Annotated in this window: 14 protein-coding genes; 11 read left to right on the top strand and 3 right to left on the bottom strand. The window is 69.3% G+C overall.

Going from position 1 to position 15,070, the window contains the following annotated elements; genetic code table 11:
* The first annotated feature begins 62 nt into the window (after positions 1-62).
* Entirely contained in the window at positions 63-545 is a 483-nt protein-coding gene (locus AB0F43_RS03265; protein ID WP_360469928.1) for a hypothetical protein, read from the top strand.
* Positions 542-1,501 carry an HTTM domain-containing protein gene (locus AB0F43_RS03260; RefSeq protein WP_360469926.1) on the top strand — a complete coding sequence of 320 codons (960 nt, stop codon included), beginning with the start codon at positions 542-544 and terminating at the stop codon, positions 1,499-1,501. Before AB0F43_RS03265 ends, AB0F43_RS03260 begins: the two co-directional genes overlap by 4 nt.
* Here the strand turns inward: AB0F43_RS03260 and AB0F43_RS03255 are convergent.
* Positions 1,427-1,831, bottom strand: coding sequence for a hypothetical protein (locus AB0F43_RS03255; protein WP_360469923.1), 405 nt, complete (start codon positions 1,829-1,831; stop codon positions 1,427-1,429). The genes AB0F43_RS03260 and AB0F43_RS03255 overlap by 75 nt on opposite strands.
* A gap of 132 nt (positions 1,832-1,963) precedes the next feature.
* On the opposite strand from AB0F43_RS03255, the gene glnA reads away from it, so the two are divergent.
* Positions 1,964-3,304 carry a type I glutamate--ammonia ligase gene (glnA, locus tag AB0F43_RS03250; protein WP_360469921.1) on the top strand — a complete coding sequence of 447 codons (1,341 nt, stop codon included), beginning with the start codon at positions 1,964-1,966 and terminating at the stop codon, positions 3,302-3,304.
* Between the two features lie 149 nt (positions 3,305-3,453).
* Here glnA and AB0F43_RS03245 read toward each other — a convergent pair whose 3' ends face one another.
* Positions 3,454-3,864 (bottom strand): hypothetical protein, encoded by a 411-nt coding sequence (locus tag AB0F43_RS03245; RefSeq protein ID WP_360469918.1) that lies wholly within the window; start codon positions 3,862-3,864, stop codon positions 3,454-3,456.
* A gap of 257 nt (positions 3,865-4,121) precedes the next feature.
* On the opposite strand from AB0F43_RS03245, the gene AB0F43_RS03240 reads away from it, so the two are divergent.
* Both AB0F43_RS03240 and trmB read left to right on the top strand, forming a co-directional pair.
* Entirely contained in the window at positions 4,122-7,106 is a 2,985-nt protein-coding gene (locus AB0F43_RS03240; protein ID WP_360469917.1) for a bifunctional [glutamine synthetase] adenylyltransferase/[glutamine synthetase]-adenylyl-L-tyrosine phosphorylase, read from the top strand.
* A gap of 76 nt (positions 7,107-7,182) precedes the next feature.
* Positions 7,183-7,830 (top strand): tRNA (guanosine(46)-N7)-methyltransferase TrmB, encoded by a 648-nt coding sequence (gene trmB / locus AB0F43_RS03235; protein WP_360469914.1) that lies wholly within the window; start codon positions 7,183-7,185, stop codon positions 7,828-7,830.
* On the opposite strand, the gene AB0F43_RS03230 is transcribed toward trmB, so the two are convergent.
* A complete protein-coding gene (locus tag AB0F43_RS03230) occupies positions 7,811-10,429 on the bottom strand; it encodes a family 78 glycoside hydrolase catalytic domain (RefSeq protein WP_360469912.1) in 2,619 nt (872 codons plus the stop codon). The genes trmB and AB0F43_RS03230 overlap by 20 nt on opposite strands.
* A gap of 185 nt (positions 10,430-10,614) precedes the next feature.
* Here AB0F43_RS03230 and AB0F43_RS03225 point away from each other — a divergent pair, with 185 nt between their 5' ends.
* The 6 genes from AB0F43_RS03225 to AB0F43_RS03200 all read left to right on the top strand — a co-directional run bounded on the left by AB0F43_RS03225 (position 10,615) and on the right by AB0F43_RS03200 (position 15,057).
* Positions 10,615-10,701: a putative leader peptide gene (locus tag AB0F43_RS03225; protein WP_360472994.1), complete on the top strand. Its 87-nt coding sequence runs from the start codon at positions 10,615-10,617 to the stop codon at positions 10,699-10,701.
* Between the two features lie 57 nt (positions 10,702-10,758).
* Positions 10,759-11,655 (top strand): sulfite exporter TauE/SafE family protein, encoded by an 897-nt coding sequence (locus AB0F43_RS03220; RefSeq protein ID WP_360469911.1) that lies wholly within the window; start codon positions 10,759-10,761, stop codon positions 11,653-11,655.
* 73 nt (positions 11,656-11,728) lie between these two features.
* Positions 11,729-12,799, top strand: coding sequence for an ABC transporter substrate-binding protein (locus AB0F43_RS03215; protein WP_360469909.1), 1,071 nt, complete (start codon positions 11,729-11,731; stop codon positions 12,797-12,799).
* Positions 12,800-12,811: 12 nt separating this feature from the next.
* Positions 12,812-13,606 (top strand): ABC transporter ATP-binding protein, encoded by a 795-nt coding sequence (locus AB0F43_RS03210; protein WP_360469906.1) that lies wholly within the window; start codon positions 12,812-12,814, stop codon positions 13,604-13,606.
* Positions 13,593-14,483: an ABC transporter permease gene (locus AB0F43_RS03205; RefSeq protein ID WP_360469904.1), complete on the top strand. Its 891-nt coding sequence runs from the start codon at positions 13,593-13,595 to the stop codon at positions 14,481-14,483. The genes AB0F43_RS03210 and AB0F43_RS03205 overlap by 14 nt, the downstream gene beginning before the upstream one ends.
* Positions 14,484-14,553: 70 nt before the next feature.
* Complete coding sequence (locus tag AB0F43_RS03200) at positions 14,554-15,057, top strand: PLD nuclease N-terminal domain-containing protein (RefSeq protein WP_360469901.1); 504 nt, start codon at positions 14,554-14,556, stop codon at positions 15,055-15,057.
* The last annotated feature ends 13 nt before the right edge of the window (positions 15,058-15,070 follow it).

The raw sequence follows: 15,070 nt of genomic DNA, 5'->3' as shown, positions 1-15,070 counted from the left end.
TTCTGGGGCGGTCATGTCTTGGAAAATTCCCTACGAACGACCTGGTGAAACCGTCTGGTCTAATGGCGGGCGTGACGAGAGGGCAGGGGGCGTCGGGGGACGTCCGGCTGGGACGGGCCGGCAAGGGGCTGCGAGTGCTCGTGGCCGTGGTTGGCATCGGGCTGCTGATCAACGGGTCGGTGCGGGCCACGGACGATGCCTGGCCGTTCGGTCCGATGTCGCAGTACGCGATGTCGGTGCCGGACGACGCGTCGATCACCTACACCCGGATCAGCGCGCAGACCGACGCCGGTACGACGGTCGACGTACCGCTGAACATCGAAGGCGCCGGGGTCGCCCGGGCCGAGATCGAGGCGCGGACCGGTGAGATCGTCAAGGACCCGTCGCTGCTGCAGCAGGTCGCGGACGGATGGGCGAGGAAGCACCCGGACGAGCCGAAGTACGTGAAACTCGAGCTGATCCGCGACACCACCCAACTGGTCAAGGGTCGCGTCGAAGGGCCGCCCACTTCCGAGGTGCTCGCCACTTGGCAGGTGCCGCGATGAGCGCCCTGAACTGGTTCACGCCGACGATCGCGCTGGCACGGGTCGCGTGGTTGCGGACTGTCCTCTATCTGTTCGTCATCCTCGACATGCACGCGTTCGTCCGCGACACCCGGCTCAAGGGCGAGCACCCCGGCCTGTACCAGCCGTTGCTGCTGGCCCGCATCTTCGACCTGCCCAAGCCGTCGGTCGCGAACACCACCACCCTGTACGTCGTCCTGATCGTGGCCTGCCTGATCGGCGCGATGAACTACTTCCCGCGGATCGCCGGCTGGATCGTGGCGCCGGCGTTCACCTGGTGGGTCCTGATCGGGATGAGCGACGGCAAGGTCGACCACGACCACCTGGCCCTGGTGATCGCACTCTGGGTGCTTCCGACGGTCAAGGCCGGCAAGCGTGGTCTGGCGGCGTACGGCGATCAGACCAGGTCGGAGGCGGCCGGGTGGGCGATCCGGTGTGTGCAGATCTGCGTGATCGCGACGTACTTCCTGTCCGCCGTGGCCAAGCTGCGGAGTGCCGGCTGGGCGCTGACCTGGCCGGGCAGCGCCGTCCTGACGTGGGCGATCGTACGGCGGCCGCACCCGGTCGGAGAGTGGTTGCTGCAACACCCGTGGATGCTGCAGGTGATGCAGTGGATCGGCTTCATCGCGGAGTGCCTGTCGCCGGTGATCCTGTGGCTCAAGGGGCGCTGGCAGTTGCTCGGGGCGCTGTTCTTCATCGGTTTCCATCTCGCCAACACCGCGATCCTGCTGATCCACTTCCTGCCGACGGTGGTGTGCTGGCTGGCGTTCGCGCCGCTGGAGCGGATCGTGCCCTGGTTCCAGCGGCGGCGTGGGTCGGACCGCGACGCCGGAGAGGCGTCAGATCGCAACCCCGGCGAGGCGTCAGACCGCGACGCCGGAGAGGCCGAAGACCAGGCCGAAGAGGGCCGGCAGGCCAAGGAGCAGGCCGGCGCGTAGCCGGAACCGCCGTCCGCCCGGTCCGGGGGTGCGGACCACGCGGGACAGCACGGCGCCGGCGTACCCGAAGACGAGTGCGGCGAGCAGGATCTGCTGGGTCGGCAGGTCGGCGTTGTGGTGGGTCAGTCCGAGCGTGACCAGACCGGTGCAGCAGAACGCGCACATGCCGAACCCGAGCTCAGGAACCGGCAGCCAGCGCCGGCCCAGCACGTCCCGTTCGGCCGGCCGCTTGCCCCGGACCGACTGGACGAACCGCCCGGTGCTGAGCAGCAGATCACTGACACAGAGGATCGCGGCCACGAGGAGGGCGACCCGGAAGATCGTCTGCACCCGGCATACCTTAGCCGCGCCAGGGCCCTGATCGGCGCGATGTCCGCATCGGCACGTAACGTCTGCTTAACAGACCAGAGGCAGACTGGTGAGAGCCCTGGTCGAAAAGCAGGCTGAGCGAAAGGTGGACTGATGGACAAGCAGCAGGAGTTCGTACTGCGCGCGCTCGAGGAGCGCGACGTACGGTTCGTGCGGCTCTGGTTCACCGACGTGCTCGGGTTCCTGAAGTCGGTGGCGGTGGCGCCGGCCGAGCTGGAGGGCGCGTTCGCGGAGGGGATCGGCTTCGACGGCTCCGCCATCGAGGGGTTCGCCCGGGTGACCGAGGCGGACATGCTGGCCAAGCCGGACCCGTCGACCTTCCAGATCCTGCCGTGGCGGGGCGAGACGATGGGCACCGCGCGGATGTTCTGCGACATCAACATGCCGGACGGGTCCGCGTCGTTCGCCGACCCGCGGTACGTGCTGAAGCGGACGCTGTCGAAGGCGGCCGACCTCGGGTTCACCTTCTACACCCACCCCGAGATCGAGTTCTACCTGTTCAAGTCGCTCACCGGCGAGCCGGGCACGAAGCTCGAGCCGGTGGACTCGTCCGGGTACTTCGACCACACCCCGCAGGGCATCGGCAACGACTTCCGCCGCGAGGCGATCACGATGCTGGAGTCGATGGGCATCTCGGTCGAGTTCAGCCACCACGAGGGCGGTCCGGGCCAGCAGGAGATCGACCTGCGGTACGCCGACGCGCTCACCACCGCGGACAACATCATGACGTTCCGGGTGGTGGTGAAGGAGGTGGCGCTGAGCCAGGGCATCAACGCCTCGTTCATGCCCAAGCCGCTGAGCGACCAGCCCGGGTCCGGGATGCACACGCACATGTCGCTGTTCGAGGGGGACCGGAACGCGTTCTTCGAGGGCGGCGCGCAGTACCAGTTGTCCAAGACCGGCCGCGCCTTCATCGCCGGCCTGCTGCAGCACGCGGCCGAGATCACCGCGGTGACGAACCAGTGGGTGAACTCCTACAAGCGGCTCGCCGTCGGTGACGAGGCGCCGTCGTTCATCTCCTGGGGGCACAACAACCGGTCCGCGCTCGTCCGGGTGCCGATGTACAAGCCGCACAAGGGCCAGTCGAGCCGGGTCGAGTTCCGCTCGCTCGACTCCGCGGCGAACCCGTACCTCGCCTTCGCCCTGATGCTGGCCGCCGGCCTGAAGGGCATCGAGGAGGGGTACGAGCTGCCCCGCGAGGTCGAGGACGACGTCTGGTCGCTGACCTCGCGCGAACGCAAGGCCCTCGGCATCAAGCCGCTGCCGGGCAGCCTGGCCGAGGCCATCAGCGCGATGGAGGAGAGCGAACTGGTCGCCGAGACTCTCGGCGAGCACGTCTTCGACTTCTTCCTCCGCAACAAGCGCGCCGAATGGCAGGACTACCGCCGCCAGGTCACCCCCTTCGAGCTGAACAAGCTCCTGCCGGTGCTCTGACCGACCGGCACGCTGAGGATGCGGACCGGTTGCCGCGAGGTTGCGGCGATCCGGTCGAGGACCGGGAGTCCGTTGCTGACGGCACCGATGAGGGTGAAGGTCTTCGGCAGGTCCGTTGTCGGGCGGGCGACGCCGCCGGTGTCTTGTGTTCAGAGGTTGGCGAGTTGGTCGTCGGAGGCGTGCTTCGGGGTCCAGCGCGCGGCCGCGGTCGAGTGCCGGTACGGCGGATCGATCGAGATCGGCGTGGTGAGGTCGGCCGGCGGCGCCTCGGCGGGTGGAAGTATCGGCGAGCCGTCCGGGGCCAGGGCGTGCGCCTCCTCGACGGTGAGCAGGCCGACCGGGCGGGTCCCTTCGGTGATCACCACGATGCAGCCGGGGATCACCTGCTGGGCCCGATGTCCCTTCGCCGGCACCAGCAGGCCCTCGGCCTGGGTGCGCCAGGCGCCCGGCGCGAAGCGGCGTAACGCGATCCCGGCCTGGCCGTCATCCGCCGTCCGCGGTGGGAGGTAGGCGGTGGCTGTGTAGTCGTAGTCGTAGTCCGGCTCAGGCGGGCCGGACACTCGCCCACCCTGCTGGGGCGTCAACCAGACCACCGTGCCCCGAACAGCGAGCGACCCCGTCATCATGACCATGGACAGTCATCATGCCGACTACAGAGCGAATCCGCTACACGACACCGTGTACTGGCCGCAATCTGCTCGCGACCCGGCTGAGACGCGCTGCCGACCTTGAGAACCGCTCGACCATATTTCGTGAGGAAAAATGGTTGGTGAGTGCTCAAGGTGGAGCCGGCGATGGGGTTGGGTAGCCTGCAGGCGTGGCTGAGGTACGGAGGGGGTCTTGGGAGGGGCGGCTGGTCCGGCTCGGCTTCGCCGATCCGCAGCGGGCCGGCGTGATGCTCGAGCAGCTGGACCGGCTCGATTCGCCCAGTCCGATGGCCAGCGAGCAGCTGATCACCGCGCTGTCCGAGTCGGCGGATCCCGATCTCGCGCTACAAGGTCTCTGCGGTCTGGTCGAGGCGCTGCAGCGCAACCAGTACGACGTCGCCGCGTTCGCCCGCACACTCGAGGTGGACGACGACTTCCGGCGCCGGCTCGTGTCCGTGCTCGGTGCGAGTGAGGCGCTCGGCCGGCATCTCGGCGTCCATCCGCGCCACTGGTACGACCTGGCCGATCCGGCGTTGGCCGGCGTACGCCCGTCCGTGGAGGATGTCGCGGCCAAGCTCGCCACCGCTGTCGACGCGCCCAACCCGGTCGACGCCTTGCGGGTCGAGTATCGCCGGCTCCTGCTCAGGCTCGCGGCGCGGGATCTCGCCGAAGGACTGCTCGTCGACGAGGTGGCCGCCGTACTGGCCGATCTCGCCGGGGGAGCGCTGGAGACCGCGCTGCACATCGCCCGCAACGAGTACTTCGGCGCGCACCCGGGTGCCGCCGACTGCCGGCTCGCGATCATTGCCATGGGCAAGTGTGGCGGCCGCGAGCTCAACTACGTCAGCGATGTCGACGTCCTGTTCGTCGCCGAACCCCACGACGGCGAGCCCGAGGCGCCGGCCCTCAAGACCGCGACCCAGCTCGCCGCCGCCACCATGCGCATCTGCTCGGCCCACACCGCCGAAGGCACGCTCTGGCCGGTCGATGCCGCACTGCGTCCCGAAGGCCGGTCCGGCCCGCTCGTCCGCACCCTCGAGAGCCACCTCGCGTACTACCAGCGCTGGGCCAAGACCTGGGAGTTCCAGGCGCTGCTCAAGGCCCGCCCGGTCGCGGGCGATCCGAATCTCGGTCAGCGGTACGCCGAGAAGACCGCGGAGCTGGTGTGGTCGGCCGCGGACCGGCCCGGGTTCGTCGACGACGTCCAGGCGATGCGGCGTCGCGTGGTCGACCACATCCCGGCCGCCGACGTCGATCGCCAGCTCAAGCTCGGCCCTGGCGGTCTGCGCGACGTGGAGTTCGCCGTACAGCTTCTGCAGCTCGTGCACGGCCGCAGTGACGAGGCGGTCCACAGCGGTACGACGCTCGTCGCGCTGGAGTCGCTCACCACCAACGGGTACGTCGGTCGCAGCGACGGCGCCGTTCTGGCCGACGCGTATCGGTTCCTGCGGTCGATGGAGCATCGCATCCAGCTGTACCGGTTGCGCCGTACCCATCAGGTCCCTGAGCAGGAAGCGGACCTGCGCAGGCTCGGGCGGTCGCTCGGGTTCACGAAGAACCCGGTCGCCGGTCTGACCGCGGCCTGGAAGAAGCACGCGCTCGAGGTACGGCGACTGCACGAGAAGCTGTTCTACCGTCCACTGCTCGCGGCCGTCGCGCGGATCCCCGGCGTGGAGGTGCGGCTGACGCCAGAGGCGGCCAAGCAGCGGCTCACCGCGCTCGGGTACGCCGATCCGTCCTCGGCGCTGAGGCATATCGAGGCGTTGTCCGAAGGGGTGTCGCGACGGTCGTCGATCCAGAAGGCGTTGCTGCCGGCGATGCTCGGCTGGTTCGCGGAGTCGCCTGATCCCGATGCCGGGCTGCTCGCGTTCCGGACCATCTCGGACACGCTCGGCTCGACGCCGTGGTACCTGCGCCAGTTGCGCGACGAGGGCGCGTCCGCCGAACGACTCGCCCATCTGCTCGCGAGTGGCCGGTACGCCGTCGACCTGCTGCAACGTGCACCGGAAGCGACCGCGATGCTCGCCGACGAACGTGAACTCGTGCCGAGGACGCTGGAGGGTCTGCTGTCCGAGATGTCCGCGGCCGCCCGCCGGCAGGAGCAGCCCGAGGCGGCGGTGGCGGCGATCCGGGCGGTACGGCGCCGCGAGCTCTTCCGGGTGGCCGCGGCGGACCTGTCCGGCGTGCTGGACGTCGCGACGGTCGGTGAGGCACTGACCACGATCTCCGTAGGGACACTGACCACCGCGCTCGAGGTGGCCCGGCGTGCCGTCGCCAAGGGCGAGTCCGAGCCGACCCGGATGTCGATCGTCGCGATGGGGCGGTTCGGCGGCCACGAGCTCGGGTACGGCAGCGACGCGGACGTGATGTTCGTCCACGATCCGGTGCCGGGCGCCGACGAGAAGGCCGCGACCGATTTCGCCACCCAGGCCGCCACCGAGTTGCGCCGGCTGCTGGCGTTGCCCGGCTCCGATCCGGCCGTGCAGGTCGACGCGGACCTGCGTCCGGAAGGTCGTCAGGGTCCCTTGGTCCGGACATTGGCGTCGTACGAGTCCTACTACGCGCGCTGGTCGGCGGTGTGGGAGGCGCAAGCGTTGTTGCGGGCGGATCCGCTGTGCGGGGACGCCGACCTGTGCGAGGCGTTCCGTGGACTGATCGATCCGCTGCGCTACCCGACGAACGGGGTCAGCGAACGCGATGTGATGGAGATCCGCCGGATCAAGGCGCGGGTGGACGCCGAACGCCTGCCGCGTGGCGCCGACCGGAGCACGCACACCAAGCTCGGCCGCGGCGGCCTGGCCGACATCGAGTGGACCGTGCAACTGCTGCAGCTGCGCGAGGCGAACCGAGTGCCTGGTCTACGTACGACGCGCACCCTCGCCGCCCTGGAAGCCGCCGTGCAGGCCGATCTGATCGAGGCGACGGACGCGGACACGTTGCGGGTCGCGTGGGAGCTCGCGACCCGGGTCCGCAACGCGATCATGCTCGTCCGCGCCCGCCCGGGTGACTCCCTGCCCCGCGATCCCCGCGACCTCGCCGCGGTCGCCCACATCTGCGGCTACCCACCGGGCGAGTCCGGCCGCTTCTCCGACGACTACCTTCGCATCACCCGCCGAGCCCACAACACCGTCGCTCATCTCTTCTGGGACGACTAATAGGATCGTGCTGGTGGAGACGGTGAATCAGGTCAGGCAAGCGGGGGTCTTCAGCCACGTCCGGCGGAGTGTCCGGATGACGGTTGGACAGAAGCGTGTCTGGGAAACGCAGTGGCCGTCGCTGGGGCGAAAGCTGGAGGAGTTGCCTCCGGGTGCGGTGGATCTGGCCGATTGGTTCGGGCGGGAAGCGCCCACTGTGCTGGAGATCGGGTCGGGGATGGGTGACGCGACCGCTCAGCTCGCGGTGGCGGCCCCGGAGGTGAACCACCTGGCGGCCGAGGTGTATCCGGCGGGTCTGGGCCAGCTGATGCTGTGGGTGGAGAAGTACGACCTCGACAACGTCCGGCTGCTGCAGGGCGATGCGCTCGACTTCCTGCGTGATCACGTCGCGCCGGGCGCGCTGGCCGGCGTACGGATCTACTTCCCGGACCCCTGGCCGAAGAAGCGGCACCACAAGCGGCGCCTGGTCACCCCGCCGTTCGTCGCCCTGGTGGCCTCCCGCCTGCAACCCGGCGGAACGTTGCACTTGGCAACGGACTGGGCGGACTACGCGGAGCGGATGCTCGAGGTGTGCGAGGCCGAGCCGCTGCTGCGCAACCAGTACGACGGCTGGGCCCCGCGACCCGAGTGGCGTCCGGTCACCAAGTTCGAGTCGCGCGCGCAGGCCGAGGGCCGCGTCTGCCGCGACCTGCTCTACACGAAGGTCACGCCGAACGGCTCGTGAAGGCCCACAGCCCGGCCGGCACCGTGTAGATGGTGTAACCGTCCTCGTACGACGCCTCACCCGCGAACGGAGCCGGTACGGCGGTGACGTCCGACGCGGCCGCGGACGGTACGTGGACCTCGGCCGTCGTACCCACTGGGACCTGCACGTCCAGCGACAGCACCCGGCTCACCTGCTTCCAGGTCACCGAGACCCGGCCGCGGATCGTATCGGTGCGGATCGCCGCCGAGCCCACCTCGCCGCGCGCGTCCGGCCGGACCAGGATCCGCTGCCAGCCCGCGTCGAGGTTGCGCAGCCCGGCGACGTTCTCGAACACCCACTGGACGACGGTGCCCTGGAAGTAGTGGTTCCGCGACCGCGAGTCCTCCTCCCACTTCTCCCACATCGTGTCCGCGCCGAGGTCGAACCAGTAGCCCCAGCTCGGGTACGTCCGCTGCAACGCGACCTTTGTCGCCGCGTCGGCGTACCCATGTGCGGTCAGCACCGGTAGCAGTACGCCGACGCCGAGACAGCCGGTGTTCAGGTGGAATCCACGCGCCTCGACGTCAGCGGCCAGGTTGGCGGCCACCCGCGGAACCAACTCGTCCGGAACCATTCCGAACGCCAGCGGCACGGCGTTGGACGTCTGCCGGTAGTCCGGGTCGTCACCGGACCTGTAGACCCCGGCCTCGCGATCCAGGAACGCACGGTTGAGTCCGTCTGACAGTTCTGCCGCAGCCTTGCGGTAGTCATGAGGCTTGCCGATCAGGTCGCCGATCTCCGCGGCCGCGATCAGCGCCCGGTAGAGGTACGCCGTACCCGTGAGCCGACGGTCCTCCGGGGCCGGGCCGCTGCCGAAGCCGGGCGGGAGCCAGTCGCCCAGCACGCTGACGGACAGTCCGTCCTCGACCCGGCCGAGCTCCCAGGACAGGTAGCGGGTGAGTGATTCCCAGTGCTCGTGCAGCAGCCGCTTGTCGGCGTACCAGCGATACATCTCGCGCAGCAGGAACGGGTAGACGGTCGGCCACTCGGTGGCGGGGGAGAGGTCGGTGAACCCCCAGCCGCTGGTCGGGACGATCACCGGCAACTGACCGGACTCGGCCTGGCTGTCCCGGATGTCACCCAGCCACTTGGTGAAGAACCGGGCCAGGTCGAGGCTCGCCAGCATGGTCGGCCCGCCGACCTGAGCATCACCGGTCCATCCGTTCTTCTCCATGAACGGTGTGTCGGTCGGGATGCCGTGCAGGTTGTTCAGAATGGTCCGGCGCATCGCCTGGTCGAACTGTTCGTACGACGACTGCGTCGAGGAGAAGCGGGTCACCGCGGCGACGTCGGAATGAACCACTCGCATCAGTACGTCGGGCCTGCTGGACGTTCCTTCGACCTGGACGTAGCGGAAACCCTTGTAGGAGAAGCGCGGCTCCCACTCCTCGACACCGTTGCCGGCGGCAATGTACTCGTCGCGTTGGATGCGATCACCCTCGACGTGCACGTTGACTGCCACCACGTTGCCGTCGGCAACCGTCTCGCCGTGGGTCAGGCTGATCACGGTGCCGGTGCCGGCGGTCACGCTGAGCTTGGTCCAGCCGGCCGTGGTGCGCCCGAAGTCGACGATCCACACCCCGGTCCGGACCTCGGTCACCTCGACCGGCTCGACGGTCTCGATCACCCGGATCGGCTCGTGCGCCTGCGCGCTCAGTCGTCCCTTGGGTGCGTCGACTTCCACGGCCGCCTGCCAGGACGAGTCGTCGAAGCCAGCCGTGTCCCACCCGAGGAGGGCGCGGCGGGCGTCGTACGTCTCGCCGGTGTAGAGGTCGTTGGAGACGGTCGGGCCGCCGGTGATGCGCCACGACTCGTCCGACACCACCTCGGCCGTCCGGCCGTCGTCGTACTCGATGACCAGGCGGGCGAGCAGGCGCGGCTCGGAAGTCCAAGGTGCCTGATGCCAGCGCCAGGCGTTCGGGGTGGTCAATCCGAAGAATCCACGACCGAGCTCGGCGCCGACCACGTTGTCGCCCGACCGCAACAGGTTGGCGACATCGTGCGTGACACAGAGCACAGTGTGGTCGTAATCGGTGAAGCCGGGATCGAGTACGGCGTCACTCACTTGCTGACCGTTGAGCCGCAGGTCGGCGTACCCGAGACCGCTCGCGTACAGCCGGGCTCGCTTCACCGTGCCGTCGACGGTGAAGGCTCGCCGGAGGAGCGGAGCGCTGTCGGTGGAGCCGCCGATCCAGCGTGCGGTGCCGAAGCCTTCGTCGAGGAGTGCGGTCTCGAACCATTCCGGATCAGCCCACTCACCCCCGCGACCCAGGCTGTCCCACAGGCGGACGGTCCAGTGGTACCGCGTGCGTGGCTTCAGCGACGGGCCGTCGTACTCGATGCCGAAGCTTCGCGAGGACGACACCTTGCCGGAATCCCACACATCGCCCAGCTCCGGTGCGGAACCGACGAGGATCTGGTACGCCGTCTGCGTCGCGCCGTAGCCGGGGGCGGTGGGGATCCAGCTCAGCCGGGGCCGGGTGACGTCGGTGCCCAGTGGACGGACGGCGTACTCGGTCTTCAGGGTTTCGGCCTTCAGTGGACCACCAGGCGTCCAGCCGTCCGGCAGTGCGTGCATCAGGCGGCTCCTCCGGCTCATCGATACCCCGAGGACCGTAGGCAGGCGCACGCCGCCCTTTCAACACTCTGACCAGAACTGGCAACACTCTGACCACGACTGGCCGACCGTCTCACAGAGAGAATTGTTGTCTCAGATCGTGAAACCTGAGCATCTTGCTCGACTTTGTCCGCTTTCATGGAGGCATGCAGGTCACCTCGAACGCACCCGGCGACGCCCTCACGCGTCGTCGGCATGTCGACCTGCTGCGGGTGAACTCAGCGAGCTGTTGACCTTCGGCGCACCACTTCGGTCCCGTCCAACCCCTCCTCGCCCGAAGGAACAGTTCTGTGCGTCGTCTTGTCCTGATCGCCTTGCTGGGTTCCGTCGCCCAGCTCGTCGACGGCACCCTCGGTATGGCCTACGGCGTCACCGCCACCACGGCCCTGCTGATCACCGGCATCTCGCCCGCCGTCGCGTCCGCCTCCGTCCACCTCGCCGAGGTGGGGACCACTCTCGCCTCCGGTCTGTCGCACTGGCGGTTCGGTAACGTCGACTGGCGCGTGGTCGCCCTGATCGGCGTCCCCGGCGGTGTTGGCGCCTTCGCCGGCGCGACCTTCCTTTCCAGCCTGTCGACCGAGTCGGCCTCGTCGTGGGTGGCCGCCTTGCTGCTCCTGCTCGGCTTCTACATCCTCGCTCGCTTCGCCACCGGCAAGGTGCGGGCCGTGCTGGAAGGGCGACCGGCCGGGAAGTTCCTCGGCCCGCTCGGCCTGGTGGCCGGTTTCATCGACGCCACCGGCGGCGGTGGCTGGGGTCCAGTCGCGACCTCGACGCTGCTCAGCAGCGGCAAGCTGGAGCCGCGCCGCACGGTCGGTTCGGTGAGCGCGGCGGAGTTCATCGTCTCGGTCGCCGCCAGCATCGGCTTCCTGTTCGGGCTCGGCAAGGCGAACCTGCCGTACGGCATCGTCGCCGCGCTGCTCATCGGTGGCGTCCTCGCGGCGCCACTGGCCGCGTGGCTGGTCTCCCGGCTGGCAACCCGCTGGCTCGGCGTCGGCGTTGGCCTGGTGCTGATCCTGACCAACGCCCGCACCCTGCTGAAGGGCCTCGGCGTCGCCGAGGGTCCGCGCTACCTCGTGTACGGCGTGTTGGTCGCAGCGTGGGCCGCGGTCCTCGCCTACAGCGTCCACACCACCGGCCGCCGGGCCGACGCCCGCGCTGAGCGCGAACTCGAGCTCGAGACCGTCTGACCTCCCCGCACCTTCCTGCGGTTCCTCCGCCCGCGGCCGTTCCGGCCGTCCACACCTCAAAGGTCTGCTACGCATGCCCAGAATTCGTCCTGCCCGTCTGCTTGCCGCGTCCGCCGCGGTCCTGTCCCTGGTCGCCGCCATGGCCGGCTGCTCTCGCGCGGAGGGCAACGACACTCCGCCCGCCGCCACCGACAAGGGCCCCGCCGCCGAGCTGCGGCTCGGCTACTTCCCGAACGTCACCCACGCCGCCGCCCTGGTCGGCCTCGACAAGGGCCTGTTCACCAAGGAACTCGGCAGTACGAAGCTGGTGCCGACCAAGTTCAACGCCGGCCCGGAGGCCGTCGGCGCACTGCTCGGTGGCTCGCTGGACGCCTCCTTCATCGGCTCCGGCCCGGCGATCAACGCGTACGCAAAGTCCAACGGCGAGGCGGTCCGGCTGATCGCCGGTGCGACGTCCGGCGGTGCGCAGCTGGTGGTGAAGCCGACCATCACCAAGGCGGAGGACCTGATCGGCAAGACGGTGGTGACTCCGCAGCTCGGCAACACCCAGGACGTCTCGCTGAAGAAGTGGCTGGCCGAGAAGAACCTGACCGGCAAGGTCAAGGTCACCAACCTGGAGAACGCGCAGACGCTCGACGCGTTCAAGAAGGGTGACGTGGACGCGGCCTGGCTGCCCGAGCCGTGGTCGTCTCGACTGGTCCTGGACGCCGGTGCCAAGGTGCTGCTGGACGAGGCGACGCTGTGGCCGGACGGCAAGTTCCCGACCACCGTGCTGATCGTGCGGACGCAGTTCCTGCAGGAGCACCCGGAGACCGTGAAGGCGCTGCTCACCGGCCTGGTCGCGGCCATCGACTTCGCCACCACCGACAAGGCGGCTGCGAAGACCGAGGTGAACGCGCAGCTCAAGGAGCTGACCGGCAAGGCGCTGAAGCCGGCCGTCATCGACCGGGCCTTCGACAACATCCAGATCACCGCGGACCCGATCGCGTCGACGTTCCCGCAGCTGGCCAAGGACCAGGTCACTGCGGGGATCGCCAAGGAGGCGCCGGCCGTTGCCGGGTTCGCCGACCTCGGGCCGCTGAACGACGTACTGGGCAAGGCAGGAAAGCCGGCCGTCGACGCGGCCGGTCTGGACTCGAAGTAGCCGGGAGGCCACATGACCATGACAGTCGAGGTCGAGCAGAGTGTGGTGCGGCCGGTGCGGTTCCATCAGGTCGGCAAAGCTTTCGGACACGGACGCAACGCGGTCGTGGCGCTGGAGCAGGTCGATCTCGAGGTGGCGGCCGGTGAGTTCGTCTGCCTGCTCGGTGCGTCCGGTTGTGGCAAGACGACGCTGCTCAACCTGGTGGCCGGCCTCGACAAGCCGACCAGCGGGCGGATCGAGCTGAGCTCGTCGCGGCCGGCGGTCGTGTTCCAGGAGGCCGCACTGATGCCCTGGCTGACGGCCGCCGGGAACGTCGAGCTGCCGCTGCGGATGGCCGGCGTACCGAAGGCTGCACGTCGTACCAAGGCCGCCGAGCTGCTGGAGCTCGTCCGTCTCGCAGGACTCGGTGACAAGCGGCCGCACGAGCTGTCCGGCGGTATGCGCCAGCGGGTCGCGCTGGCGCGGGCGCTCGCCTCCACCGACGACCACACCGGCGCCAACGCGGCCAAGCCGTCTCTGCTGCTGATGGACGAGCCGTTCTCTGCCCTGGACGCGATCACGCGGGATGTACTGCAGGGGGAGCTGTTGAGGATCTGGCGTGCGACCGGTACGGCGATCCTGTTCGTGACCCACGACGTACGTGAGGCCGTGCGGCTCGGGCAGCGCGTCGTACTGCTGTCCTCGCGGCCCGGTCGGGTCGTGCGGCAGTGGGATGTCGACGGTCTGACCGGAGCGGACGAGGCCGGAGCGGTGGATGAGATCAACGGGGCGCTGCGGAAGGTGATCAGCAGTCATGCCGCGGCCTGACGTCCAGGAGGACCTGTACGACGCTGAGTCGGTCGAAGCCGGCCTGGACGCGCTGGACACGCCGGTCAACGCCCGCGAGGGCTCACTGGCTCGGCGGATCGCCGGACGGGTGCTGCCGCCCGTCGTCGCGATCGCCCTGTTGGTGGCGGTTTGGCAGGCGCTCTGGGCGGCCGCGTTCTGGCCGGAGTTCAAGCTGCCGGCGCCGGTCGATGTGTGGGGCCAGATCTGGCAACTGGTGACGACGGGGGAGATCCTCGAGCTGTTCTGGGTGTCGGTGCACCGGGCTGTCATCGGCTTCGCGATCTCGCTGCTGATCGCGGTGCCGCTCGGCCTGGCCATCGCGAACATCTCCGTCGTACGGCGGGGAATCGGTCCGCTGGTGTCCGGCCTGCAGAGCCTGCCGTCGGTGGCTTGGGTACCGGCGGCGATCCTGTGGTTCGGGCTGAACGACCGGGCGATCTACTGGGTCGTGCTGCTGGGCGCGGTTCCGTCGATCGCGAACGGGCTGGTGTCCGGTCTGGACCAGGTGCCGCCGATCCTGCCGCGGGTCGGGAAGGCGCTCGGTGCCGGACAGCTCAGTGGGATCCGGTACATCCTGCTGCCGGCCGCGCTGCCCGGGTTCCTGGGCGGGCTGAAACAGGGCTGGGCGTTCTCGTGGCGGTCGCTGATGGCCGCGGAGCTGATCGCGACCTCGCCGGAGCTCGGCGAGGGGCTCGGCCAGTTCCTGCACAACGGGATGTCGCTGTCGGACATCTCGATGGTGTTCGCCGGCATCCTGCTGATCTTCGTCGTCGGCGTCGGGATCGAGCTGCTGGTGTTCCGGCCGCTGGAGAACTCCGTGCTGCGTGCTCGTGGTCTGACCGTCACCGCCCGCTGACCTGGTTACGGGTTGGCCACCGGCGGCCCGCAGGTGCGGCGCGTTCGGGATCGCGCCGTACTGTTGGAGCGTGGTTCGATTCCTGCCGTTCCTGATCAGCCTGGCGCTCAGCGTGTACGCGCTGTTCTCCTGCATCCAGACGCCCGACGAGGACGTGCCGCACCTGCCGAAGCTGGTGTGGATCGTCCTGATCGTGTTCGTCCCGTTCGTCGGGCCGATCGTCTGGCTGCTCATGCTCCGCACCCAGCCCGGCCGCGACCGCGGCCGGCGCGACGGCGTCGCCGGACCGCCGAAGCCGGCCAGCCGGCCGGTCGCGCCGGACGACGATCCGGACTTCCTCAAGTCCCTCGACCGCTACCGCGACCCGCGGACGACGGCGAAACCGCCCGCGCAGCCGCCGGCGGACCAGCCCCAGGACCCGGCGCAGCCCAAGGACTCGGCGCCGCCCAAGGACCAGGGCAGCAAGGGCAAGGGCGGCAGGGCCAAGGACAAGGCCATGGACAAGGCCACGGACCCGGAACCTGACAAGCCGGCCGAGGAGACGCCGTCGGAGTCCGACGACGGCAAACCGTGAGCCGGTTCCAGAA

The sequence above is a fragment of the Kribbella sp. NPDC023972 genome (assembly GCF_040639075.1).
Classification (GTDB): Bacteria; Actinomycetota; Actinomycetes; order Propionibacteriales; family Kribbellaceae; genus Kribbella.
This window is presented reverse-complemented; position numbering and strand designations above follow the sequence as displayed.

What these genes read in the sequence shown, in the direction of transcription:
- AB0F43_RS03205 (WP_360469904.1), top strand. Translation starts at nt 13,593, where the DNA reads ATGCCGCGGCCTGACGTCCAGGAGGACCTGTACGACGCTGAGTCGGTC.
- trmB (WP_360469914.1), top strand. Translation starts at nt 7,183, where the DNA reads ATGACGGTTGGACAGAAGCGTGTCTGGGAAACGCAGTGGCCGTCGCTG.
- AB0F43_RS03260 (WP_360469926.1), top strand. Translation starts at nt 542, where the DNA reads ATGAGCGCCCTGAACTGGTTCACGCCGACGATCGCGCTGGCACGGGTC.
- AB0F43_RS03230 (WP_360469912.1), bottom strand. Translation starts at nt 10,429, where the DNA reads ATGCACGCACTGCCGGACGGCTGGACGCCTGGTGGTCCACTGAAGGCC.
- AB0F43_RS03210 (WP_360469906.1), top strand. Translation starts at nt 12,812, where the DNA reads ATGACCATGACAGTCGAGGTCGAGCAGAGTGTGGTGCGGCCGGTGCGG.
- AB0F43_RS03215 (WP_360469909.1), top strand. Translation starts at nt 11,729, where the DNA reads ATGCCCAGAATTCGTCCTGCCCGTCTGCTTGCCGCGTCCGCCGCGGTC.
- AB0F43_RS03225 (WP_360472994.1), top strand. Translation starts at nt 10,615, where the DNA reads ATGCAGGTCACCTCGAACGCACCCGGCGACGCCCTCACGCGTCGTCGG.
- AB0F43_RS03265 (WP_360469928.1), top strand. Translation starts at nt 63, where the DNA reads ATGGCGGGCGTGACGAGAGGGCAGGGGGCGTCGGGGGACGTCCGGCTG.
- glnA (WP_360469921.1), top strand. Translation starts at nt 1,964, where the DNA reads ATGGACAAGCAGCAGGAGTTCGTACTGCGCGCGCTCGAGGAGCGCGAC.